The sequence below is a fragment of the Paramixta manurensis genome (assembly GCF_013285385.1).
Lineage (GTDB): Bacteria > Pseudomonadota > Gammaproteobacteria > Enterobacterales > Enterobacteriaceae > Paramixta > Paramixta manurensis.
This window is the reverse complement of record NZ_CP054212.1, coordinates 3,468,103-3,490,433: the sequence shown is the minus strand read 5'-3', so window position 1 is coordinate 3,490,433 and position 22,331 is coordinate 3,468,103. Positions and strand designations below refer to the sequence as shown.

Annotated in this window: 19 protein-coding genes; 15 read left to right on the top strand and 4 right to left on the bottom strand. The window is 52.8% G+C overall.

Annotation, left to right across the window (positions count from 1 at the left end; translation table 11 throughout):
- Nucleotides 1–152: 152 nt before the first annotated feature.
- The 7 genes from lepA to acpS all read left to right on the top strand — a co-directional run bounded on the left by lepA (nucleotide 153) and on the right by acpS (nucleotide 6,680).
- On the top strand, nucleotides 153–1,952 hold the full coding sequence (gene lepA / locus PMPD1_RS16880) for a translation elongation factor 4 (RefSeq protein WP_173635144.1): 1,800 nt from the start codon (nucleotides 153–155) through the stop codon (nucleotides 1,950–1,952).
- A gap of 9 nt (nucleotides 1,953–1,961) precedes the next feature.
- Nucleotides 1,962–2,936 carry a signal peptidase I gene (gene lepB / locus PMPD1_RS16875; protein WP_173635143.1) on the top strand — a complete coding sequence of 325 codons (975 nt, stop codon included), beginning with the start codon at nucleotides 1,962–1,964 and terminating at the stop codon, nucleotides 2,934–2,936.
- A gap of 225 nt (nucleotides 2,937–3,161) precedes the next feature.
- Nucleotides 3,162–3,842, top strand: coding sequence for a ribonuclease III (gene rnc, locus PMPD1_RS16870; protein ID WP_173635142.1), 681 nt, complete (start codon nucleotides 3,162–3,164; stop codon nucleotides 3,840–3,842).
- Nucleotides 3,839–4,744, top strand: a complete 906-nt coding sequence (gene era / locus PMPD1_RS16865) for a GTPase Era (protein ID WP_173635141.1) — start codon at nucleotides 3,839–3,841, stop codon at nucleotides 4,742–4,744. The genes rnc and era overlap by 4 nt, the downstream gene beginning before the upstream one ends.
- A 7-nt stretch (nucleotides 4,745–4,751) precedes the next feature.
- Entirely contained in the window at nucleotides 4,752–5,489 is a 738-nt protein-coding gene (recO, locus tag PMPD1_RS16860) for a DNA repair protein RecO (protein ID WP_173635140.1), read from the top strand.
- A 79-nt stretch (nucleotides 5,490–5,568) separates the two neighbouring features.
- The gene (gene pdxJ / locus PMPD1_RS16855) at nucleotides 5,569–6,300 is read left to right on the top strand and encodes a pyridoxine 5'-phosphate synthase (RefSeq protein WP_173635139.1); all 732 of its coding nucleotides are present in this window, start codon (nucleotides 5,569–5,571) and stop codon (nucleotides 6,298–6,300) included.
- Complete coding sequence (gene acpS, locus PMPD1_RS16850; RefSeq protein ID WP_173635138.1) at nucleotides 6,300–6,680, top strand: holo-ACP synthase; 381 nt, start codon at nucleotides 6,300–6,302, stop codon at nucleotides 6,678–6,680. The genes pdxJ and acpS overlap by 1 nt, the downstream gene beginning before the upstream one ends.
- Before the next feature lie 16 nt (nucleotides 6,681–6,696).
- On the opposite strand, the gene PMPD1_RS16845 is transcribed toward acpS, so the two are convergent.
- Nucleotides 6,697–6,951, bottom strand: a complete 255-nt coding sequence (locus PMPD1_RS16845; protein WP_173635137.1) for a YfhL family 4Fe-4S dicluster ferredoxin — start codon at nucleotides 6,949–6,951, stop codon at nucleotides 6,697–6,699.
- Nucleotides 6,952–7,006: 55 nt separating this feature from the next.
- Complete coding sequence (locus PMPD1_RS16840; protein WP_173635136.1) at nucleotides 7,007–7,846, bottom strand: MurR/RpiR family transcriptional regulator; 840 nt, start codon at nucleotides 7,844–7,846, stop codon at nucleotides 7,007–7,009.
- A gap of 171 nt (nucleotides 7,847–8,017) precedes the next feature.
- Here PMPD1_RS16840 and yfhb point away from each other — a divergent pair, with 171 nt between their 5' ends.
- On the top strand, nucleotides 8,018–8,686 hold the full coding sequence (gene yfhb, locus PMPD1_RS16835; protein ID WP_435529696.1) for a phosphatidylglycerophosphatase C: 669 nt from the start codon (nucleotides 8,018–8,020) through the stop codon (nucleotides 8,684–8,686).
- A gap of 66 nt (nucleotides 8,687–8,752) precedes the next feature.
- On the top strand, nucleotides 8,753–9,250 hold the full coding sequence (gene tadA, locus PMPD1_RS16830) for a tRNA adenosine(34) deaminase TadA (protein ID WP_173635135.1): 498 nt from the start codon (nucleotides 8,753–8,755) through the stop codon (nucleotides 9,248–9,250).
- A 1-nt stretch (nucleotide 9,251) separates the two neighbouring features.
- Here the strand turns inward: tadA and mltF are convergent, their stop codons facing one another.
- Entirely contained in the window at nucleotides 9,252–10,709 is a 1,458-nt protein-coding gene (mltF, locus tag PMPD1_RS16825) for a membrane-bound lytic murein transglycosylase MltF (RefSeq protein ID WP_173635134.1), read from the bottom strand.
- A 266-nt stretch (nucleotides 10,710–10,975) separates the two neighbouring features.
- On the opposite strand from mltF, the gene purL reads away from it, so the two are divergent.
- From purL to glnB, 5 genes are all read left to right on the top strand, one after another.
- Nucleotides 10,976–14,866 carry a phosphoribosylformylglycinamidine synthase gene (purL, locus tag PMPD1_RS16820; RefSeq protein WP_173635133.1) on the top strand — a complete coding sequence of 1,297 codons (3,891 nt, stop codon included), beginning with the start codon at nucleotides 10,976–10,978 and terminating at the stop codon, nucleotides 14,864–14,866.
- Between the two features lie 609 nt (nucleotides 14,867–15,475).
- Nucleotides 15,476–16,909, top strand: coding sequence for a sensor histidine kinase (locus tag PMPD1_RS16815; protein WP_173635132.1), 1,434 nt, complete (start codon nucleotides 15,476–15,478; stop codon nucleotides 16,907–16,909).
- Nucleotides 16,906–17,676 carry a two-component system QseEF-associated lipoprotein QseG gene (gene qseG, locus PMPD1_RS16810; RefSeq protein WP_173635131.1) on the top strand — a complete coding sequence of 257 codons (771 nt, stop codon included), beginning with the start codon at nucleotides 16,906–16,908 and terminating at the stop codon, nucleotides 17,674–17,676. The genes PMPD1_RS16815 and qseG overlap by 4 nt, the downstream gene beginning before the upstream one ends.
- On the top strand, nucleotides 17,666–19,000 hold the full coding sequence (gene glrR, locus PMPD1_RS16805; RefSeq protein WP_173635130.1) for a two-component system response regulator GlrR: 1,335 nt from the start codon (nucleotides 17,666–17,668) through the stop codon (nucleotides 18,998–19,000). The genes qseG and glrR overlap by 11 nt, the downstream gene beginning before the upstream one ends.
- A 120-nt stretch (nucleotides 19,001–19,120) precedes the next feature.
- Nucleotides 19,121–19,459, top strand: coding sequence for a nitrogen regulatory protein P-II (glnB, locus tag PMPD1_RS16800; protein WP_173635129.1), 339 nt, complete (start codon nucleotides 19,121–19,123; stop codon nucleotides 19,457–19,459).
- A gap of 69 nt (nucleotides 19,460–19,528) precedes the next feature.
- Here the strand turns inward: glnB and hmpA are convergent, their stop codons facing one another.
- Nucleotides 19,529–20,713 (bottom strand): NO-inducible flavohemoprotein, encoded by a 1,185-nt coding sequence (hmpA, locus tag PMPD1_RS16795; RefSeq protein ID WP_173635128.1) that lies wholly within the window; start codon nucleotides 20,711–20,713, stop codon nucleotides 19,529–19,531.
- Between the two features lie 334 nt (nucleotides 20,714–21,047).
- On the opposite strand from hmpA, the gene glyA reads away from it, so the two are divergent.
- Nucleotides 21,048–22,301, top strand: a complete 1,254-nt coding sequence (glyA, locus tag PMPD1_RS16790; protein WP_173635127.1) for a serine hydroxymethyltransferase — start codon at nucleotides 21,048–21,050, stop codon at nucleotides 22,299–22,301.
- The last annotated feature ends 30 nt before the right edge of the window (nucleotides 22,302–22,331 follow it).

The following is a 22,331-nucleotide window of genomic DNA, read 5'->3' as shown; positions in this document are numbered from 1 at the left end:
TTCTTCGAGTTATCGCGGGTGTCGATGATTCCACGACTCTTATATGTAGTGTAGAATGCAGCCTTTCGGGCAAAAGTCGGCCTGTGATATTACGCTCTCCGCAACGTATATGACGAGAGTTTCAGAATTTGTAAGGCAGAATAACCTCTATAATGAAGCACATACGAAACTTTTCCATCATCGCTCATATCGACCACGGCAAATCGACGCTTTCCGACCGTCTGATTCAAATTTGCGGTGGCTTAACCGCTCGTGAAATGGCTGCGCAGGTTCTGGATTCTATGGATTTGGAACGTGAGCGCGGCATTACCATTAAAGCGCAGAGCGTAACGCTCGATTATAAAGCGCCAAACGGTGAAACTTACCAGCTCAATTTTATCGATACGCCAGGCCACGTTGACTTCTCTTATGAAGTGTCACGCTCTCTGGCGGCCTGTGAGGGCGCGCTATTGGTGGTTGATGCAGGGCAGGGCGTGGAAGCGCAAACCCTGGCTAACTGCTATACCGCCATGGAAATGGATCTGGAAGTGGTGCCGGTACTAAATAAAATCGATCTGCCGGCTGCCGATCCCGACCGTGTTGCCGAAGAGATTGAAGATATCGTTGGCATTGATGCCACCGACGCGGTGCGTTGCTCAGCAAAAACCGGTATTGGCGTTCCCGATGTGCTTGAGCGCCTGGTGCGTGACATTCCGCCGCCGGAAGGCGATCCGGAAGCGCCGCTGCAAGCATTGATTATCGACTCCTGGTTTGATAATTACCTCGGCGTCGTCTCGCTGGTTCGCATCAAAAATGGCACCTTGCGTAAAGGTGACAAAGTTAAAGTCATGAGCACCGGCCAAGTATATAACGCCGATCGTTTGGGTATTTTCACCCCGAAACAGGTTGACCGCGATGTACTGAAGTGTGGCGAAGTGGGCTGGCTGGTCTGTGCGATCAAAGACATTCTTGGCGCGCCGGTGGGCGATACGCTGACCTTGTCGAAAAATCCGGCAGATAAAGCGTTACCGGGTTTTAAAAAGGTCAAACCACAGGTTTACGCGGGCTTGTTCCCGATCAGTTCAGATGATTATGAAGCGTTCCGCGATGCGCTAGGCAAGCTTAGCCTTAATGATGCCTCTCTATTTTATGAGCCGGAAAGCTCAACCGCGTTAGGCTTTGGTTTCCGCTGCGGCTTCCTTGGCCTGTTGCATATGGAGATCATTCAAGAGCGTCTGGAGCGCGAATACGATCTTGATTTGATCACGACAGCGCCGACGGTGGTCTATGAAGTGGAAACCACCTCCGGTGAGATTGTCTATGTCGATAGCCCGTCAAAATTACCGCCGCTAAATAACATTGCTGAATTGCGCGAGCCGATTGCCGAGTGCCACATGCTGCTGCCGCAAGAGTACCTGGGCAACGTTATCACGCTGTGTATCGAAAAACGCGGTGTGCAGACCAATATGGTCTATCACGGTAATCAAGTTGCGCTAACTTATGAAATTCCAATGGCGGAAGTGGTTCTTGACTTTTTCGACCGCCTGAAATCAACATCACGCGGCTATGCATCGCTGGATTATAATTTTAAACGTTTTCAAGCCTCTGACATGGTGCGTGTCGACGTTCTGATTAATACGGAACGTGTTGATGCGCTGGCGCTGATTACTCACCGTGACAATTCGCAGTATCGTGGCCGCGAGCTGGTGGAAAAGATGAAAGATCTGATCCCCCGTCAGCAGTTCGATATTGCCATTCAGGCGGCGATCGGCAACCACATTATCGCTCGCTCAACGGTGAAGCAGTTACGTAAAAACGTTCTCGCCAAATGTTATGGCGGTGACGTTAGCCGTAAGAAGAAACTGTTGCAGAAGCAGAAAGAGGGTAAGAAACGTATGAAACAGGTCGGTAATGTTGAACTACCGCAGGAAGCGTTCCTCGCCATTCTGCATGTCGGTAAAGACAGCAAATAAGGAAACTCAATGGCTAATATGTTCGCCCTGATTCTGGTAGTAGCCACGCTGCTTACCGGTATTATCTGGTGTATTGATAAGTTTAAATGGGCGCCGGCTCGCCGTGAGAAACGCGCTGCGGTACAGGCGCAAACCGGCGATGCGGTGGATGCAAAGGCGCTGGAAAAAATTGCCAAACAGCCAGGCTGGGTAGAGACTGCCGCCTCGGTTTTTCCGGTGCTGTTAGTGGTGCTGGTGGTGCGTTCTTTTATTTACGAACCTTTCCAGATCCCGTCAGGGTCGATGATGCCGACGCTTTTGATCGGTGATTTTATTCTGGTGGAAAAATTTGCTTATGGGATTAAAGATCCGATCACGCAAACCACGTTGATCCCAACCGGCCATCCCAAACGCGGCGATATTGCGGTATTTAAATATCCGAAAGATCCGAGTCTGGATTATATCAAGCGCGTGGTAGGCTTACCGGGCGACCGGGTGACGTATGATCCGCTGAGTAAGACGGTGACCATTAACCCGGCTTGTGAGGGTGCTAAACCCTGCGATAAAGCCTTGCCGGTGACCTATTCTGATGTTCGCCCAAGTGATTTTATTCAGACATTCAATGGGTTTGACGGCAATGAAACCGGTAGCGGTTTCTGGCAAGTTCCTCAGGGCGGCGAGATGAAAGGCGGCCTACGTTTAGCGACGCGTAAAGAGACGTTAGGCGAGGTGACGCACGATATTCTGTTGGTTACGGAAGCGCAAAGCCAGGCCAGCATGTATTATCAGCAGCCCGGTCAGGCTCAGTCCACATGGGTTGTACCGCAAGGTCAATACTTTATGATGGGCGATAACCGTGATAATAGCGCCGACAGCCGCTATTGGGGTTTCGTACCTGAGCGGAATTTGGTCGGTAAGGCAACGGCCATCTGGATGAGTTTTGAGAAACAAGAAGGCGAGTGGCCTACCGGCGTTCGTCTGAGCCGTATTGGCGGCATTCATTAAATATATCCTAACTAATTCGAGCGACGGGAAGACGGCAACTAAGGGAATCCCGATGAGCTTACTCCGGTCAAGTGGTTCGGGTGAGCAAACGTAGCGCGAAGTATGACGGATATAAAAGGTTGGCTTCCTTCGGGAAGCCACTGCACACGAAACTGTTTAGTGTTGGTTCCAGACAGCCCTGTTCCGTATGCAGTTTCATTGACGCATTGTTGACATTGGTATCGCATGAACCCCATCGTAATTAATAAGCTTCAGCGAAAGCTGGGCTACACTTTTACTCATCAGGAATTGCTGCAACAAGCATTAACGCACCGTAGCGCTAGCAGTAAACACAATGAACGTCTGGAGTTTCTTGGCGATTCCATTCTCAGCTATGTTATAGCGAATGCGCTTTACCACCGCTTTCCGCGTGTGGACGAGGGTGATATGAGCCGTATGCGCGCGACGCTGGTGCGTGGTAACACGTTAGCGGAAATGGCGCGCGAGTTCGATCTGGGTGAGTGTTTACGTTTGGGGCCGGGCGAGCTAAAAAGCGGCGGCTTTCGTCGTGAATCTATTCTGGCCGATACCGTTGAGGCATTAATTGGCGGGGTATTCCTTGATAGCGACATTCAGACGGTTGAAAAACTGATCCTGAGTTGGTACCAAACGCGCCTTGACCAAATTAGCCCAGGCGATAAACAGAAAGATCCCAAAACGCGTCTGCAAGAGTATTTGCAGGGTCGTCACTTACCGCTCCCCTCCTATTTGGTGGTGCAGGTTCGCGGCGAAGCGCATGACCAGGAATTTACCATTCACTGTCAGGTAAGCGGCATGGCCGATCCGGTGGTTGGCACCGGATCAAGCCGTCGTAAAGCTGAACAGGCAGCCGCCGAACAGGCGCTGATTAAGTTAGGACTCGAATGAGCGAACAACAAACCCATTGCGGCTTTATCGCAATTGTCGGTCGCCCCAACGTGGGAAAATCTACGTTACTGAACCAGCTTCTGGGGCAGAAGGTTTCTATTACCTCGCGGAAACCGCAAACCACCCGCCACCGTATTATGGGCATTCATACGGAAGGGGAGTATCAGGCGATTTACGTGGATACACCGGGCCTGCATATGGAAGAAAAGCGGGCGATTAACCGGTTAATGAACCGTGCGGCCAGTAGCTCGATCGGCGATGTTGAGCTGGTCATCTTTGTGGTGGAAGGCACGCGTTGGACACCGGATGACGAAATGGTGGTCAACAAGCTGAAAGACAGCAAAGTACCGGTATTGTTGGCAATTAATAAAGTGGATAACGTTACCGATAAATCGGTGCTGTTGCCGCATATTCAGTTCCTTAGCCAGCAAATGGACTTTATGGATGTGGTGCCCATTTCGGCGGAAAGCGGTAAAAATGTCGATACCATCGCCAGTATTGTCCGTAAACGCCTGCCGGCTGCCGAGCATCACTTCCCGGAAGATTACGTTACCGATCGCTCACAACGCTTTATGGCATCCGAAATTATTCGTGAAAAGCTGATGCGTTTTCTGGGCGCGGAATTACCCTACTCGGTTACGGTTGAGATTGAGCGTTTTGTTACCAATGAACGCGGCGGGTATGACATTAACGGCCTGATTTTGGTGGAACGAGAAGGCCAGAAGAAAATGGTCATCGGTAATAAAGGCGCTAAAATCAAAACCATCGGTATTGAAGCGCGTAAAGATATGGAAGAGATGTTCGAGGCGAAGATCCACCTTGAACTGTGGGTAAAAGTGAAGTCCGGCTGGGCGGATGACGAACGTGCATTGCGCAGCCTGGGCTATGTTGACGATCTGTAAAACCTGAATGGATGGCTGGCAACGCGCGTTTGTCCTGCATGGGCGTCCTTATAGCGAAACCAGCCTGTTACTCGACCTGTTTACCGAAAGCCATGGGCGCATACGGGTGCTGGCGAAAGGCGCCCGTTCTAAACGTTCCGCCCTCAAAGGCGCGCTGCAACCTTTCACTCCTCTATTAGTTCGCTGGAGCGGACGCGGCGAAGTTAAAACGTTGCGTAGCGCCGAAGCCGTCTCGCTGGCGCTTCCTCTCAGCGGCATCACGCTTTACTGCGGTCTCTACGTCAATGAACTCTTGTCGCGCGTATTAGAGCAGGAGACCGCCTTTTCCGAACTGTTCTTTGATTACCTCAATTGCCTGCAAACATTGGCCGCCGCCAGCGGTTCGCCAGAGCCCGCATTACGTCGCTTTGAATTGGCGATGCTGGGCCACCTCGGCTACGGCGTTGATTTCCTCCACTGTGCGGGGAGTGGCGAGTCGGTTAGCGATGAGATGACGTATAGCTACCGGGAGGAGAAGGGGTTTATCGCCAGCATGGTGATTAATCAACGCAGCTTCACCGGGCGTGAACTGCGGGCGTTGTATGCGCGCGAATTTCCCGATGCTGATACGCTACGCGCCGCTAAGCGCTTTACGCGCATGGCATTGAAGCCTTTCCTCGGTGGTAAACCGTTAAAAAGTCAGGAACTCTTCCGTCAGTTTATACCGAAAAAACCGCCGGCAGCGGATCCCGCTCTCAGCGATTAGCCGTTGAGAGTGGTTCCGGCGGCAACCCGGAAAGTTGTACACTGCCGGGTAATGACCTTTATTGAAAATGGGGATTGTCATGGCTGAGTTGTTGTTAGGCGTTAATATCGATCACATTGCCACAGTGCGTAATGCGCGCGGTACCCACTATCCCGACCCGGTACAGGCGGCATTTATTGCCGAGCAGGCGGGCGCCGACGGTATTACGGTGCACCTACGCGAAGACCGTCGTCATATTACCGATCGTGACGTGCGCATTTTGCGCCAGACCATCCAAACCCGTATGAATCTTGAGATGGCGGTAACCGACGAAATGGTCGATATTGCCTGCGAAATTAAGCCGCATTTTTGCTGCCTGGTGCCGGAAAAACGCCAGGAAGTAACTACTGAAGGTGGGTTGGATGTGGCGGGCCAGCGCGAGAAAGTCACTGCAGCGGTCAAACGATTGAGCGAGGCGGGTATTTTGGTGTCGCTGTTTATTGATGCCGATGAGCGGCAGATTGAAGCGGCGGTGGCTTCCGGCGCGCCCTGGATTGAAATCCACACCGGCGCTTACGCCGAAGCGGAAGAGGGCCAGGCGCGCGATGCAGAGCTGTTACGTATTCGCCGCGCGGCCAGCTTCGCCGCCAGCCGTGGGCTGAAAGTGAACGCCGGTCATGGCCTGACGTATCATAATGTGCAGCCGATTGCGGCATTGCCGGAAATGCAGGAGCTAAACATTGGTCATGCCATCATTGGGCGCGCGGTAATGAGCGGCCTGGCGGCGGCGGTAGACGAGATGAAGCAGTTGATGCGGGAAGCGCGTCGCTAATGGCAATTCTCGGGCTGGGAACCGATATTGTGGAAATCGCCCGTATTGAAGCGGTGATTTCCCGCTCCGGCGATCGGCTGGCACAGCGTGTACTCAGCCAGAGCGAATGGCGGCAATATCAGGCGCACCAACAGCCAGTGCGTTTTCTGGCAAAACGGTTTGCGGTGAAAGAAGCGGCGGCAAAAGCGTTTGGCACCGGTATTCGTGGCGGCTTGGCGTTTAATCAGTTTGAAGTTTATAACGATGCGTTAGGTAAGCCAGGCCTACGTTTTTTCGAACACGCGGCAGTGGTGGCGGAAAAGATGGGCGTGAAGTTTGTGCATGTCACGCTGGCGGATGAAAAAAATTATGCCTGCGCAACGGTCATTATTGAAAACTGAGCGACGCCGCTCGCGTTCAGGCTGAATGGTGCAGGATGACGAATTTTTCCCATAATGCATTATTACTTTCAACCCGCGCCGGATCGGCCACAATCGTGTGGTCGATCGGGCAGACGCTTTGGCAGGTTGGCGCATCATAATGCCCCACACATTCGGTACAGCGATCGGCATCAATCTCGTAATACTCAGCGCCCATTGAGATTGCCTGGTTCGGGCACTCTGGCTCACACATATCGCAATTGATACATTTTTTAGTTATCAGCAGTGCCATCACTCTCTCAACGCTAACGGAAAAATTGCGCGGCCATTATACGCCTCACCTCTCATCAGACCAGCTTTTTCACCAGTGCTTCGCTATGGCGGATATGGCTGGATGCCCGTTCAGGATCGTTTTGAACCAGCGCCATAAACAGCAGGTCGGTTAAAGCAAGCTGAGCGGTGGTGGAAGATATTGCCGCACTACGGGTGCTCAGCTCCTCGGCAACGGTATATAAACAGTGCGTAGCGCATTGCTGGAGCGTGTTTGGCGTGAAGCCGGTAAAGGCCAGAACGTTGGCGCCTGCGCGCGCTGCTTCCTGCGCGGCGAGGTTAATTTCCCGCCGTTCGCCGGTGTAGGAGATGGCCAGCAATAAATCTCCAGGACGTAATGCCTGTACGCTAGCCAGTAGGGCATGCATATCTTGCTCGGCGACCGCGCTGATACCAATCTTCATTAATTTCCAGGAAAAATCCTTCGCCACCAGCCCGGAGGCGCCAATGCCAACCAGTACGATACGGTGAGCGTTTTTCAACAGTTGTAGCGTTTCCAGCAACTTCTCTTCGCTGTTAATATCCAGCGTGGCGCGGATTGCCGACTGCTTTTCAGTAAACAACTTCTCGCCAACCACCTTTAGCGGATCGTCACTAACAATATGGTTATGGACGGTAATCGCATCTTTGTCCGCCAGCGAGTCGCTGAGCGCCAGCTTTAAGGCTGGAAAACCTTTATAGCCGAGTTTTTGCGCGAACTTCACTACGCTAGATTGGCTAACGCCCGCTTCAAACGCCAGCTTTTGTGAGCTTAAGTGGCGGGCGCGATCTGGCTGCGACAACAGGTAATCCGCCAGCCGACGCTCGTTAAGGGCGAGACGCGGGTAAAGCTGGCGGATACGCAGCAGTGAACTCATTTTTTGTTCCTCGGTTAGAGTAAAACGTCGGCCGTCCGGCGTATCGTATCGTGCGGAATAAACTATTCTTGCATTGATTTTATAACGAGAATTAAAAATCATGCACAGGAATCCATCCTGAAGGCGTCGGTCGGCTGGCTTCTGTCTACACTAGTTACTCAGATGTTGCCGATGTCGGCTTTTATTCCCGGGGGGAACGGTTTGATTAGTGGTTCGCAAAAACGAGTGGTGTTCTTTGACCTGGATGGCACCTTACATCAACAGGATATGTTTGGCACCTTTATGCGCTATTTGTTATGGCGTCAGCCACTTAACTTGCTGTTGGTGATTCCTCTATTGCCGATCATTGGCGCGGGGTTGTTAGTGAAAGGGCGCGCCGCGCGCTGGCCGATGAGTTTGTTATTGTGGGCGATTACTTTTGGTCACGCGGAAACGCGTTTACAGCAGCGTGAGCAAGCATTCGCATACTGGTTTCGTCAACGAGTGACGGCTTTCCCGGTTGTGCAGCAACGACTGACTGATTACCTGAATAGCCCGGATGCGGATGTGTGGCTGATTACCGGTTCACCGCAGCCGTTGGTTGAATTGGTCTACCATGACTCTGCGTTCCTGCCACGGGTTAAATTAATTGCCAGCCAAATGACGCGTGCCTGGGGTGGCCGTGTTTTGGCGCTGCGTTGCCTTGGGCATGAAAAGGTGGCGCAACTGGAAGAGCAAATCGGTACGCCATTACAGCTATATAGTGGTTATAGTGATAGTAAGCAGGATAATCCGCTGCTATTTTTCTGCCAGCACCGTTGGCGTGTAACGCCGCAAGGGCGTCTCCAGCAACTGGAGTAAGCGCGTACTACGCGATTGCCCATTTCCCCGCTATAATGCCCACCGTTTTTTTGCCGGGAGAGGCCTGTGTCCGAATACAATGATGAACACTGGATGCGCCATGCTTTAGCGTTGGCACGTCGCGCCTGGGAAGAGGGAGAAGTGCCGGTAGGCGCCGTTCTGGTACAGGGCAACCGGGTGATTGGCGAAGGATGGAACCGGCCTATCGGTCAACACGATCCTACTGCCCATGCGGAGATCATGGCATTAAGACAGGGAGGAAAGGCGCTGGAGAACTACCGCCTGATTGACGCCACACTGTATGTGACGCTGGAGCCGTGCGCCATGTGTGCAGGCGCGATGGTGCATAGCCGTATTGACCGCCTGGTATTCGGTGCGCGTGACGAGAAAACCGGCGCCGCAGGTTCACTACTGGATGTATTACGCCATCCGGGAATGAACCATCAGGTCGCGATTGTCGAAGGTGTGTTGGCGGCCGAATGCGCCGCGCTGCTAAGCAATTTTTTCCGCCAACGCCGTGAGCAGAAAAAGGCGCTACGGCTGGCGCAAAAAAGCACGCAATAACTCAATTCATCGCAACAGCAGGGGCGACCGCCGGATAACCTTGCCCTAACTCGGCTTCTAACGCCGCCTGTTGCGCCATTTTCTTCTCACGCTCTTGTAAATATCCTTCCAGACTGAGTTGATATTTACGGATATTTTCCACATAAGCGTAGGCTTCATATCCACGCGCATAGCCATAAGTGGTTTGATTGTAATATCGCTTCTGGCTCAGCATTGGCAGGCGGGTTTTCACATCCGCCCAACTATCGGGGTTGCCTTTTTGCTGTGCGGTCAGCTTGCGTGCATCCAACATATGGGCATACCCCATGTTATAGGCCGCCAGCGCAAACCAAATCCGTTCATCCTCCGGGACGGTCTGCGGCACCTTGTCCATCATGCGCTGTAAATATTCACTACCGCCACGGATGCTCTGTTCCGGATCGAGCCGGTCTGAAACGCTCAGGCTATCGGCGGTGTTACGCGTCAACATCATTAGCCCACGCACACCGGTTGGTGAGGTTGCTTGCGGATTCCAGTGAGACTCTTGGTACGAAATGGCCGCCAGCAGGCGCCAGTCAATGGCGCTAGCGTATTTCTCGAACATGGGCTTAATCGCGGGCAGGGTATTATCTATCGCATTAAGGAATGTCCGGGTATCAACGTAATCAAACGTACCGACATGCCCGAGGTATTTCTCCTCCAGCCGAGCCATTACGCCTTCCTCGCCCATCTGGCTAAAAAAATCGAGCATCGCCGCGTTCAGGCTATCATCGTCATTGCGCTGCATATACCAGGTGACCGGCTCCTCATCGGTAATATCAAAGGCGACCGCCAACTGAGGGTGAATACGTTGCAATAAGCTGATAGTAATGGAATCGCCCACAGTGTAAGGGACTTTGCCATCGGCTACCGCTTCCAGCAGTGCTTTTGGCCCCTGATCGGTGGCGATAGCCCAATCAAGATCGGGATATTGCGCCTCTTTCATATTACGCAGCGTAGAAAGATAGGCAGAACCGGAAGGCACCACCAAACGGCCCTTCAGATCGCCCAAATTTTTCGGGCGCGGCTGGTTAATGCGGTAGACCAATTGCTGTGAAACCGAATAGTAATTCGGCCCGGCCTGAAACCGCTCCAGACGCTCGTGGTTGTAGATTAAACCGGCTGCCAGCACATCAGCTTTGTCATCATCAAGATCGTCAAACAGATCGCTCAGGTTCTGGCGGACGGTGACTTTGAGCTTGACGCCCAAATAATCGGCGAAACGCTTTGCCAGCTCGTAATCCATACCGGCCGGGGCGTTATTGATGGTGTAGTATGTTAGCGGTGAGTTAATGGTACTAATACGCAGCACTCCCCGCGCTTTTATCTGCGCAATCTTATCTTGCGATCCGCCATACCAAGGGATCGAAGGCCACAGGGCTAGCGCGAGCAGCACCGTGATTAGCCCGATCAGCAGATAATTAATTTTTAGGCGTTTCAAATAGTTATCTCTCGGTGGCCCGTGGGCCTCTGTCTTTTACGGCAGCTATTGTTATGTATGGAATCCCAGAGCGTGGGGCATTTTGCGCAACAAACTGGCGTAGAGCAACTTATTCAGCAAGTTTTGCGCAATTTTCAGCCTAATCCGTGGCTCGATAAATTCTACGCAAACGGTTTCGTTGGGCGCGGGGATTCTCTATAATATCGCCCGTTTTCCCTGTTGCGCCCAAAGAAGCGTCGTCCGGCGCTTCGAAGACGAGAGATCTTATGATGGAAATTCTGCGTGGTTCGCCCGCCCTGTCGGCATTTCGTATTAACAAACTGCTGGCCCGTTTTCAGGATGCTCACCTGCCGGTGAGTGACATTTACGCCGAGTATGTCCATTTTGCCGATGTCAGCGCGCCACTGAATGCTGATGAACAACAACGTTTGCAACGTCTGTTAAAATACGGCCCTTCTCTCGCCGAACATACGCCGCAAGGGCGCTTGTTACTGGTTACGCCACGTCCCGGCACCTTATCGCCCTGGTCTTCCAAAGCAACGGATATCGCCCATAATTGCGGTTTAACTCAGGTTTTACGCTTGGAACGCGGGCTGGCATTTTATCTCACCGCGCCGCAGTTGACGCCAACGCAGTGGGAACAGGTTGCCGCGCTGTTACATGACCGAATGATGGAGACGGTGTATAGCGAACTGGCGCAGGCCGGGCAGTTATTTGCACATCATCAGCCGCAGCCGTTGCAAAGCGTAGATGTCTTAGGCGCGGGGCGGCAGGCCTTGGTTGACGCCAATCAGAAACTGGGTTTGGCATTAGCCGATGACGAGATCGATTATTTGCAGGCGGCATTCGAGAAACTGGGGCGCAACCCAAACGACATTGAACTGTATATGTTTGCTCAGGCTAACTCGGAGCATTGTCGCCATAAAATCTTTAACGCCGATTGGGTCATTGACGGGCAGCCACAGCCAAAATCGCTGTTCAAAATGATCAAAAACACCTTCGAGAAAACCCCGGACTACGTGCTGTCGGCCTATAAAGATAATGCCGCAGTGATGGAGGGCTCAGCCGTCGGGCGTTTCTTTGCCGATGCGAAAAATGACCTCTATGATTTTCATCAGGAAGAAACACATATTCTGATGAAAGTAGAAACCCATAACCACCCGACGGCGATTTCACCGTGGCCGGGAGCCGCCACGGGTTCTGGCGGGGAAATTCGTGATGAAGGCGCAACCGGACGCGGCGCGAAGCCAAAAGCGGGGTTGGTTGGCTTCTCGGTTTCCAACTTGCGTATTCCTGGTTTTGAGCAGCCGTGGGAACAAGATTTTGGTAAGCCGGAGCGCATCGTTAGCGCGCTAGATATTATGACCGAAGGACCGCTCGGCGGCGCGGCGTTTAACAATGAGTTTGGTCGCCCGGCTATCAACGGCTATTTCCGGACTTATGAAGAGCAAGTTAATAGCCATAACGGTGTTGAACTGCGCGGTTACCACAAGCCGATCATGTTGGCGGGCGGTATCGGCAACATTCGCGCCGAGCATGTGCAAAAGGGTGAAATAAGCGTTGGCGCGAAACTGGTGGTATTAGGCGGCCCGGCGATGAATATCGGTTTAGGCGGCGGCGCAGCTTCATCTATGGCCTCTGGTCAGTCGGATGCCGACCTCGATTTCGCCTCGGTACAGCGCGATAACCCGGAAATGGAGCGTCGCTGTCAGGAGGTGATCGATCGCTGCTGGCAGTTGGGCGAAGATAACCCGATTCTGTTTATCCACGATGTCGGCGCGGGCGGCCTTTCCAATGCAATGCCGGAACTGGTGAGTGATGGCGGGCGCGGCGGTCGCTTTACGCTGCGCGATATTCTTAGCGATGAGCCGGGCATGAGCCCACTGGAAATTTGGTGTAACGAATCGCAAGAACGTTATGTTCTGGCGGTCGCGCCGGAAAAACTCGCGCAGTTTGTCGACCTTTGCGCTCGTGAGCGTGCGCCTTATGCGGTAATTGGCGAGGCAACCGAAGAGCGCCATCTGACACTGTCTGATAGCCATTTTGATAATCAACCCATCGACATGCCGCTGGATGTGTTATTGGGTAAAACCCCAAAAATGACGCGCGATGTCACCACGCTAAAAGTGCAGGGCACCGCGTTGCAACGGGATGATATCGTGCTGGCCGAGGCGGTAAAACGGGTGCTTCATCTGCCGACTGTGGCGGAGAAAACCTTTTTAGTCACCATTGGCGATCGGAGCGTAACCGGCATGGTCGCGCGCGATCAGATGGTGGGGCCGTGGCAAATTCCGGTTGCGAACTGTGCGGTAACCACCGCCAGCCTGGATAGCTATTATGGTGAAGCTTTTGCGTTGGGTGAACGTGCGCCGGTGGCATTGCTCGACTTTGCCGCATCCGGGCGTTTGGCGGTCGGCGAAGCTTTAACCAACATTGCGGCGACGCAAATTGGTGCGTTAAAGCGCATTAAACTCTCGGCAAACTGGATGGCAGCAGCCGGGCACCCAGGCGAGGACGCCGGTCTTTACGAGGCGGTCAAGGCAGTGGGAGAGGAGTTGTGTCCGGCGCTGGGCATTACCATTCCGGTTGGCAAAGACTCTATGTCGATGAAAACCCGCTGGCAGCAGGGTAACCAGCAACGGGAAATGACGTCGCCGTTATCGCTGGTGATTACCGCTTTCGCCCGCGTTGAGGATGTTCGTCGTACTGTCACGCCACAGTTACAGCCGCAACAGGATAATGCATTGTTGCTTATCGACCTTGGGAAAGGGAATCACGCGCTGGGCGCAACCGCCCTGGCGCAGGTCTATCGTCAACTGGGCGATAAACCGGCCGATGTGCGCGACGCACAACAATTAGCCGGGTTCTTTAACGCCATTCAAACCCTGGTCGCCGATGACAAATTGTTGGCCTATCATGACCGTTCTGATGGCGGCTTGCTGGTTACGCTGGCGGAAATGGCCTTTACCGGGCATTGCGGTATTGAGGTGAATATTGCATCGCAAGGCGACGACGCATTGGCGGCGTTGTTCAATGAAGAACTGGGCGCTGTTATCCAGGTGGCAGCGCACCATCGTGCGGCGGTCGAACAGGTGCTGGCCGATCATGGTTTGGCAGAGTGCGTTCACTATCTGGGCCACGCGCAGCCGGGCGATCGCTTTGTGATTCGTCATGGTGAAACCGCGCTATACAGTGAAAGCCGCACGACATTGCGGACCTGGTGGGCGGAAACGACGTGGCAGATGCAGCGCCTACGTGACAACCCGCAGTGCGCCGATCAGGAGCATGAAGCCAAACAGGATGATAACGATCCCGGTCTGAATGTGCATCTCACCTTTAAACCGGAAGAGGATATTGCCGCACCGTTTATCGCCACCGGCAGCCGGCCCAAAGTCGCAGTGTTACGTGAACAGGGCGTTAACTCACATGTTGAGATGGCGGCGGCGTTTTATCGCGCCGGGTTTGATGCTGTCGATGTGCATATGAGCGATCTGCTGGCGGGGCGTCGCGATCTTAATGATATGCAGGCGTTGGTCGCTTGCGGCGGCTTCTCTTACGGGGATGTGTTAGGCGCCGGAGAAGGTTGGGCAAAATCCATTCTGTTCAACGAGCGGGTACGCGACACGTTCGAAACCTTCTTCCATCGTCCGCAGACTTTGGCATTAGGGGTGTGTAATGGTTGTCAGATGTTGTCCAATCTACGAGAGCTGATCCCCGGCAGTGAGAACTGGCCGCGCTTCGTGCGTAACCAATCTGAGCGCTTTGAAGCACGTTTTAGTTTGGTTGAAGTCACCGCCAGCCCGTCCCTGTTGCTTGACGGTATGGTCGGCTCGCGGATGCCGATCGCGGTATCGCACGGCGAAGGGTTTGTCGAAGTGCGCGATAGCGCGCACTTAGCGGCGCTAGAACATCAAGGGCTGGTGGCGCTGCGCTTTGTTGATAACTATGGCAAGGTGACGCAGACCTATCCGGCCAACCCGAATGGCTCGCCAAATGGGATTACTGCGGTAACCAACCAGAGTGGACGCGTAACCATTATGATGCCGCATCCGGAACGTGTGGCGCGGACTGTCAGCAACTCCTGGCATCCGGCAGAGTGGGGGGAAGACAGTCCGTGGATGCGGATCTTCCGCAACGCCCGTAAGCAATTGGGTTAACTACCGTTCTAACTTACTTTCGCGGGCGGCAACGCAATGATGCCGCCCGCGTTGGTGGTTCAATTCCCCTCTCTGTTGCAGATTTGCGACAGTAACTGCCTTGCGGTGTCTCTAAAAAGAGACGTTTATCTTATTGATTTATAATCTATTGCTTCTGATGCAGTTAATCTGTTTCTTTTTGGCGACATTTTTCAACTAATACCAATTTAAATAAAAGTTAACCAAAAATCGCTTATGTTTAATTTATTGTTTTTAAAAGATATTTATTGATATTAAAAACTTGGCATGCAAATTGCTTATTCAATGGTAGTGGCTCATTCACCTTACTATGACAGCCCTGCGAAAGCGGCCAAGCGCTTCATAAAACTCCGAATGACGCACAATACGGTGCCTGCCGTCCACATAACCGATAATCGTTGGCTTTGCCACGTTATCAAGCATCGGGCGCAACGTTGAGTTAGGCACCACCTAATTTTTTTACGATGATTAAGTTATCGTAATCGACGGCAGACTCAATGAGTCTGCCGTTTTTGTTTCCCGCACTCGCTCTATCTTCCCGCCGCTTAGTCAGCTAGCATCATCAGCAGATATTGATTAAGGAAGCATTTCGTGAACACATGGCGTCTTTTCCCCCGTTCATTACGTCAATTAGTCCTGATGGCATTTCTGTTAGTGCTGCTTCCCCTGTTGGTACTGGCCTGGCAGGCATGGGAAAGTTTATCTGCGCTCAGCGATCAGGCGGCAGATACGAACCGCACTACGCTCACCGATGTGCGTCGTAGCGAGGCGATGGCGCGAACCGCGCTGGAACTGGAGCGTAGCTATCGTCAGTATTGTGTGCTGGATGATCCCATGTTGGCACGCCTTTACCAAACTCAGCGCAATAAATATGCACAAATGCTTGATGCACATGCCTCGGTGCTGCCGGATATTCGTTATTATCAAAGTCTGCGGGGTTTTCTCGATCAACTGGCAAAACTGCAATGCCAGGACAGCAGCCCGCTAAAAGCGGCAGCGGCTAATCTGGAAAATTTCTCTTCCGCTAATTCACGAATGGTTCAGGCGACGCGGGAAGTCTCTTTCTCTCGTGGCTTGCAACTCCAGCGTGAAATTGCCGAACGTGGTCAATACTTTGGCTGGCAGGCGCTGATCTTGTTCTTACTCAGCCTTGGATTGGTGGTGTTGTTTACCCGCATGATCATTGGGCCAGTGAAGAGTGTGGAACAGATGATTAACCGGCTGGGGGAAGGGCAGCCATTAGGTAACAGCATCAGTTTTAAAGGCCCGCGAGAACTACGTTCTCTGGGGCAACGAATTTTATGGCTCAGTGAACGCCTTGCGTGGCTGGAATCCCAACGCCATGAGTTTCTTCGGCATATTTCCCACGAGCTAAAAACGCCGCTGGCCAGTATGCGTGAAGGCACTGAACTGTTAGCGGACCAAGTGGCCGGCCCGCTAACCACCGATCAAAAAGAGGTGGTCGCGATACTGGATAACAGTAGCCGCCATCTTCAGCAGTTAATTGAGCAATTACTCGACTATAACCGCAAATTGGTCGATGGGCCGACCGAGCTGGAAACGGTGGCACTGGATGACATTATCGACAGCGTGGTAGCCGCCCACTCGTTGCCCGCCCGAGCGAAATTAATCCATACCGAGATTGAGCTTCAGGCTATCACTTGCCGCGCAGAGCCGATTTTATTAGCCCGGGTAATTGATAATCTCTACTCCAATGCGGTGCACTACGGCAGTGAATCCGGTAACATTTGGCTACGTACGCGTCAGGAAGGGCAACGGGTGATCATTGATGTCGCGAATACCGGCACCCCAATCCCGGCTGCCGAGCAGGCGATGGTGTTCGAGCCTTTTTTCCAGGGAAGTTTACAGCGTAAAGGCGCGGTTAAAGGCAGTGGGCTTGGCCTAAGTATCGCTAAGGATTGCATACGGAGAATGCAAGGTGAGTTGCGGTTGGTGGCCGTAGAGGGCGCCGATGTCTGCTTCCGAATTGAACTGAATTTAACTGCCGAGAACGATAACGAATGAAATTAACCGCTTTTTCTGCCACCGGTACTTTTGGCAGGCTCTCCGCACTCCTTTTGCCATTACTAATGGTTGCCTGTAGCCAAACACCGCATTCCGCGCTGAAACAGAGTCAGCCAGTGCTAGCGGAACCCGAAATTAGAATGGTGGATTACCTTGCCGTTAATTGCGAACGCATATGGCAAATTAATGATGACGACAGCATGGACAATCCGCTTTATTGGCTGCGTGCGATTGACTGCGCGGCACGTTTATCGCCAGCGGCGGCACGGGCCGAAGCGAAAAGCTGGCCGGCGAACAGTTGGCACAATGCGCTAAAGCAGGGCGTGTTGATGGATAACGGGAATGTGACGCCGGTTGAGCGCCAAACTTATATGAAGCAATTGGATGGCTTTAGCATGGACTATCCGTTATCCATTCGTCCATTGATACAACTTTGGCGGAGCAACCAGGCGGCACAGCTTGATTTGTCTGATGTTCGTACGCGCTACCACCATCTACAACAAACCAGCGATAGTGAACTGGATGGATTGCGTAATCGCCAGGCCGCGCTTAAACGCGAACTGGCAGTGACGCGACGTAAACTCGAGACGTTGACCGATATTGAGCGTCAGCTTTCATCACGTAAGTCGCCGGATGTCTCTGAAAATAGCCGCAGCGGTGAAAGAGTGGATACGCCAAATGCGGTACCGGCAGATGAGACCTGGTCACCGGCGGCGAACCCGAAAACGCCATCTGTTAAAGGAAAGGAGTCCGATAATGAAAAATAAATCCGCACGTTTATTATTAGTGGATGACGATCCGGGGTTATTAAAGCTGCTTGGCATGCGCCTGAGTAGCGAAGGGTTTCATGTCACCACCGCCGCCAGCGGCCCGGAAGCTTTGCGCCAGTTGGCGAAAGAGAAGGTCGATCTGGTAATCAGCGACTTGCGGATGGATGAAATGGATGGGTTGGCGTTATTCAGTGAAATCCAAAAACGCTTTCCCGGCCTGCCGGTGATAATTTTGACCGCACACGGCTCAATACCGGAAGCGGTTTCCGCTACTCAACAGGGCGTTTTCAGTTTTCTCACCAAGCCAGTCGATCGTGACGCGTTATATAAAGCGATTGATGAAGCGCTGGCGCACAGCGCGCCCGCCACCGATGACGCGTGGCGTGAATCTATTGTTACTCGTAGCCCGGCCATGCTGCGTTTACTAGAACAGGCGAGAATGGTGGCGCAATCAGACGTCAGCGTGCTGATTAACGGGCAGAGTGGAACCGGAAAAGAGGTGTTGGCGCAGGCCATTCACGCCGCCAGCCCGCGCGCAAATAAAGCATTTATCGCCATTAACTGTGGTGCGCTGCCGGAACAATTGCTGGAGTCGGAGCTGTTCGGGCATGCTAAAGGGGCGTTTACCGGCGCGGTCAGCGCCCGCGAAGGGCTGTTTCAGGCGGCGGAAGGCGGCACGCTGTTCCTCGATGAAATTGGTGATATGCCACAAGCATTGCAGGTGAAATTGCTCAGGGTGCTTCAGGAGCGCAAGGTGCGTCCGCTGGGGAGCAACCGTGATGTCGATATTGATGTGCGTATTATTTCCGCTACGCACCGCGATCTGCCGAAGGCGATGGAGAAAAAGGAGTTCCGTGAAGATCTTTTCTATCGTCTCAATGTGGTTAACCTGAAACTCCCGGCGTTACATGAGCGCGCGGAAGATATTCCCCTGCTGGCTAACCATTTATTACGCCAGGCGGCCGATCGGCACAAACCGCAGGTCCGTAGTTTCTCGACGGATGCCATGAAACGCCTGATGGCGGCCAGTTGGCCGGGTAATGTTCGTCAACTGGTCAACGTTATTGAGCAATGCGTAGCGCTAACCTCTTCGCCGGTTATTGGTGATGCGTTAGTTGAGCAGGCATTAGTCGGCGAAAACACCGCGTTACCGACCTTCGTCGAGGCGCGCAATCAGTTTGAACTGAACTATCTACGTAAACTGTTACAAATGACTAAAGGCAATGTGACTAACGCGGCACGTTTAGCAGGGCGTAACCGCACCGAGTTTTATAAGCTGCTGGCGCGGCACGAGCTCGATGCAACCGATTTTAAAGAGTAGTTTTAATACGGTTTTATCGGCGAGTTATGGTAGCTTAGCCTGCGAAAAGAGACGAACCGCACGCCGGTATCTACAGAACGTTACCCATCCGGCCACGGAGGGAAAGAAAAAGGGTCTGCCATGAAAAAGATTGATGCGATTATCAAACCGTTCAAACTCGACGATGTGCGTGAAGCGCTAGCCGAAGTAGGCATCACCGGGATGACGGTAACAGAAGTGAAAGGTTTTGGTCGCCAGAAAGGCCATACGGAACTGTATCGCGGCGCTGAGTATATGGTTGATTTCTTACCCAAGGTGAAAATCGAAATTGTCGTTGCCGATGATATTGTCGATACCTGCGTAGAAACTATCATGCAGACGGCGCAAACCGGAAAGATTGGTGACGGTAAAATCTTTGTGTACGACGTTGCGCGCGTGGTGCGTATCCGTACGGGTGAAGAGGATGAAGAGGCGATTTAAGCATGCCGCTTCCTGCTTGCCGACAGCAATTACCGGGCTCCATTGCGGCGCCCGGTTTTTTTATAGGCGCTAAATGACTTTATGCGGGCCGAACACTTCATAATGAATCTGGGCCTGTTGCACCCCGGCATCCAATAACTGACCGGCGACAGACTGCATAAAGCCCAGCGGACCACACAAGTAATAGTGCATGCTGGTGGTCTCTAACGCGGCGGAGGCGGTAGCAAGATCCATCAATCCCAAGCTTTGATAGCGCCCTTCATCTTTAACACGAGGTTGGCGGTACCAAACATGCTGCGTAAAACGCGGTAGCGTTGCGCCCACGGCGGTAACTTCATCAGCAAAGGCGTGCACATCGCCATTTTCCGCCGCGTGTAACCAATTAACCGCCGCCGGATGCAGGTTATCCGCCAAACTGTGGAGCATAGCGAGCATTGGTGTCTGCCCAACACCTGCCGAGATTAACGTCACCGGCGTTTCTGGCGTGACATCCAGATAAAAATCTCCGGCTGGCGCAGAGAGTTCAATAACGGTGCCCACCTTTGCATGTTGATGGACCCAACCAGAGACGATGCCGCCCGCTTCGTGTTTGACCGCGATACGATATGCTTTTCCATTCGGTGAACGGGTTAATGAATATTGGCGAATTTCATGATGGGGAAAATGCGTATCCTGTACGTGTACACCCAGATATTGCCCGGCGCGATAATCCACTACCGATTTACCATCCACCGGCGTCAGTTCAAGGCTTTTGATCGCCTCACCGCGCGGCGTAATCGCGCTAATGCGGAAAGCGCGTTTCCCACGCCAGCCGCCCTCCTTCAGTTCGGCGGCATGATAAATTGCCTCTTCGCGTTGAATAAACACATTCGCCAACACGCCATAGGCTTGCGCCCACGCCTCTAATACCGCTGCGCCGGGATGCAGTAGCTCATCAATGGTCGCGAGCAGATGTTGGCCGACAATTTGATATTGCGCGGGCTGGATGGAAAAGCTGGTGTGTTTCTGCGCGATGCGCTCAACGGCGGGCAGCAGGGCGCTGAGGTTTTCAATATTCGCCGCGTAAGCGCAGATGGCGTCAAACAACGCCTGGCGTTGATCGCCATTGCGTTGGTTACTCATGTTGAACACATCCTTTAACTCCGGGTTGTGTTTAAACATGCGGTCGTAAAAATATCCGGTCAGTTTGGGGCCGGTAGCCGCAATGGCTGGAAGGGTGGATTTCACAATAGCGATGGTTTGTGCGTCAAGCATAGCGTCTTTCCTTATTGCTTATTAAAACATGTATTTTATATGCATGTTAAAACCTCGCCGCTTGGTTTGTAAATACCCGGTGACAAAAAGGGGGCTTTATCGCACGTTATGCCACCGGCAAAGTTGAAAAAAATGCACCTGGAAGATGAAGAACAATCGCGATCGAGGGGGTTGTAAAAACAGTAAGAAACCCTTTACAGGCTTGATGCCAATCGTTTGCCTAAAAAGCTGCCGCCGATGCTATCCATCGGCCGGTAAAACGGTTTAAACTGTTGGCCTTCGCCCATTAGGGCTATTCACTGCCGTTTTTAGTTAGCTCAGTCAGGAGATGCGGATGTTAAAGCGTGATATGAACATTGCCGATTATGATGCCGAATTGTGGCAGGCGATGGAGCAAGAAAAGGTGCGTCAGGAAGAGCACATCGAACTGATTGCTTCAGAAAACTACACCAGCCCGCGCGTTATGCAGGCGCAAGGTTCGCAGCTCACCAATAAATACGCCGAAGGCTATCCTGGCAAACGCTATTACGGCGGCTGTGAATATGTGGATATCGTTGAACAATTAGCGATCGATCGCGCAAAAGAACTGTTTGGCGCCGATTATGCCAACGTCCAGCCGCATTCAGGCTCTCAGGCTAATTTTGCGGTTTACACTGCGCTGCTGCAGCCGGGCGATACTATTCTTGGGATGAACCTTGCCCACGGTGGTCATCTGACTCATGGCTCACCGGTAAACCTCTCCGGCAAACTGTATAACGTGGTGCCGTACGGTATCGATGAAACCGGCAAGATCGATTATGACGATTTGGCGGCCCAGGCGAAAAAGCATCAGCCTAAAATGATCATCGGCGGTTTCTCCGCTTACTCCGGCATTTGTGACTGGGCAAAAATGCGTGAAATCGCCGATAGTATTGGTGCCTGGTTGTTTGTTGATATGGCGCACGTTGCAGGCCTAATCGCCGCTGGCGTCTATCCGAACCCGGTTCCACACGCACACATTGTGACGACCACTACGCATAAAACGCTGGCCGGTCCGCGCGGCGGTCTGATTTTAGCCAAAGGCGGCGATGAAGAGTTGTACAAAAAGCTCAACTCTGCGGTGTTCCCGGGCGGCCAGGGCGGCCCACTGATGCACGTTATCGCGGGTAAAGCGGTGGCGCTGAAAGAAGCGATGGAGCCTGAGTTCAAGGTTTACCAGCAGCAAGTGGCTAAAAACGCGAAAGCGATGGTCGAAGTGTTCCTGGAACGCGGCTATAAAGTGGTTTCTGGCGGCACCCATAATCACCTGTTCCTGCTGGACCTGGTGGATAAAAACTTGACCGGTAAAGAGGCCGACGCCGCATTGGGGCGTGCGAATATCACCGTCAACAAAAACAGTGTCCCTAACGATCCGAAGAGTCCGTTTGTCACCTCCGGCATTCGTATCGGTTCTCCTGCAGTTACGCGCCGTGGTTTTAAAGAGGCCGAAGTCCGTGAACTGGCAGGCTGGATGGCGGATGTGCTGGATAACATTCACGACGAAGGCAACATCGAACGCGTGAAACAGAAAGTGTTGGAAATCTGCGCACGTTTCCCGGTTTATGCCTAATCGTTTACCGTGATGTCGCTGAAAACGCTT

What these genes read in the sequence shown, in the direction of transcription:
- lepA (WP_173635144.1), top strand. Translation starts at nt 153, where the DNA reads ATGAAGCACATACGAAACTTTTCCATCATCGCTCATATCGACCACGGC.
- lepB (WP_173635143.1), top strand. Translation starts at nt 1,962, where the DNA reads ATGGCTAATATGTTCGCCCTGATTCTGGTAGTAGCCACGCTGCTTACC.
- rnc (WP_173635142.1), top strand. Translation starts at nt 3,162, where the DNA reads ATGAACCCCATCGTAATTAATAAGCTTCAGCGAAAGCTGGGCTACACT.
- era (WP_173635141.1), top strand. Translation starts at nt 3,839, where the DNA reads ATGAGCGAACAACAAACCCATTGCGGCTTTATCGCAATTGTCGGTCGC.
- recO (WP_173635140.1), top strand. Translation starts at nt 4,752, where the DNA reads ATGGATGGCTGGCAACGCGCGTTTGTCCTGCATGGGCGTCCTTATAGC.
- pdxJ (WP_173635139.1), top strand. Translation starts at nt 5,569, where the DNA reads ATGGCTGAGTTGTTGTTAGGCGTTAATATCGATCACATTGCCACAGTG.
- acpS (WP_173635138.1), top strand. Translation starts at nt 6,300, where the DNA reads ATGGCAATTCTCGGGCTGGGAACCGATATTGTGGAAATCGCCCGTATT.
- PMPD1_RS16845 (WP_173635137.1), bottom strand. Translation starts at nt 6,951, where the DNA reads ATGGCACTGCTGATAACTAAAAAATGTATCAATTGCGATATGTGTGAG.
- PMPD1_RS16840 (WP_173635136.1), bottom strand. Translation starts at nt 7,846, where the DNA reads ATGAGTTCACTGCTGCGTATCCGCCAGCTTTACCCGCGTCTCGCCCTT.
- yfhb (WP_435529696.1), top strand. Translation starts at nt 8,018, where the DNA reads ATGTCGGCTTTTATTCCCGGGGGGAACGGTTTGATTAGTGGTTCGCAA.
- purL (WP_173635133.1), top strand. Translation starts at nt 10,976, where the DNA reads ATGATGGAAATTCTGCGTGGTTCGCCCGCCCTGTCGGCATTTCGTATT.
- qseG (WP_173635131.1), top strand. Translation starts at nt 16,906, where the DNA reads ATGAAATTAACCGCTTTTTCTGCCACCGGTACTTTTGGCAGGCTCTCC.
- glrR (WP_173635130.1), top strand. Translation starts at nt 17,666, where the DNA reads ATGAAAAATAAATCCGCACGTTTATTATTAGTGGATGACGATCCGGGG.
- glnB (WP_173635129.1), top strand. Translation starts at nt 19,121, where the DNA reads ATGAAAAAGATTGATGCGATTATCAAACCGTTCAAACTCGACGATGTG.
- hmpA (WP_173635128.1), bottom strand. Translation starts at nt 20,713, where the DNA reads ATGCTTGACGCACAAACCATCGCTATTGTGAAATCCACCCTTCCAGCC.
- glyA (WP_173635127.1), top strand. Translation starts at nt 21,048, where the DNA reads ATGTTAAAGCGTGATATGAACATTGCCGATTATGATGCCGAATTGTGG.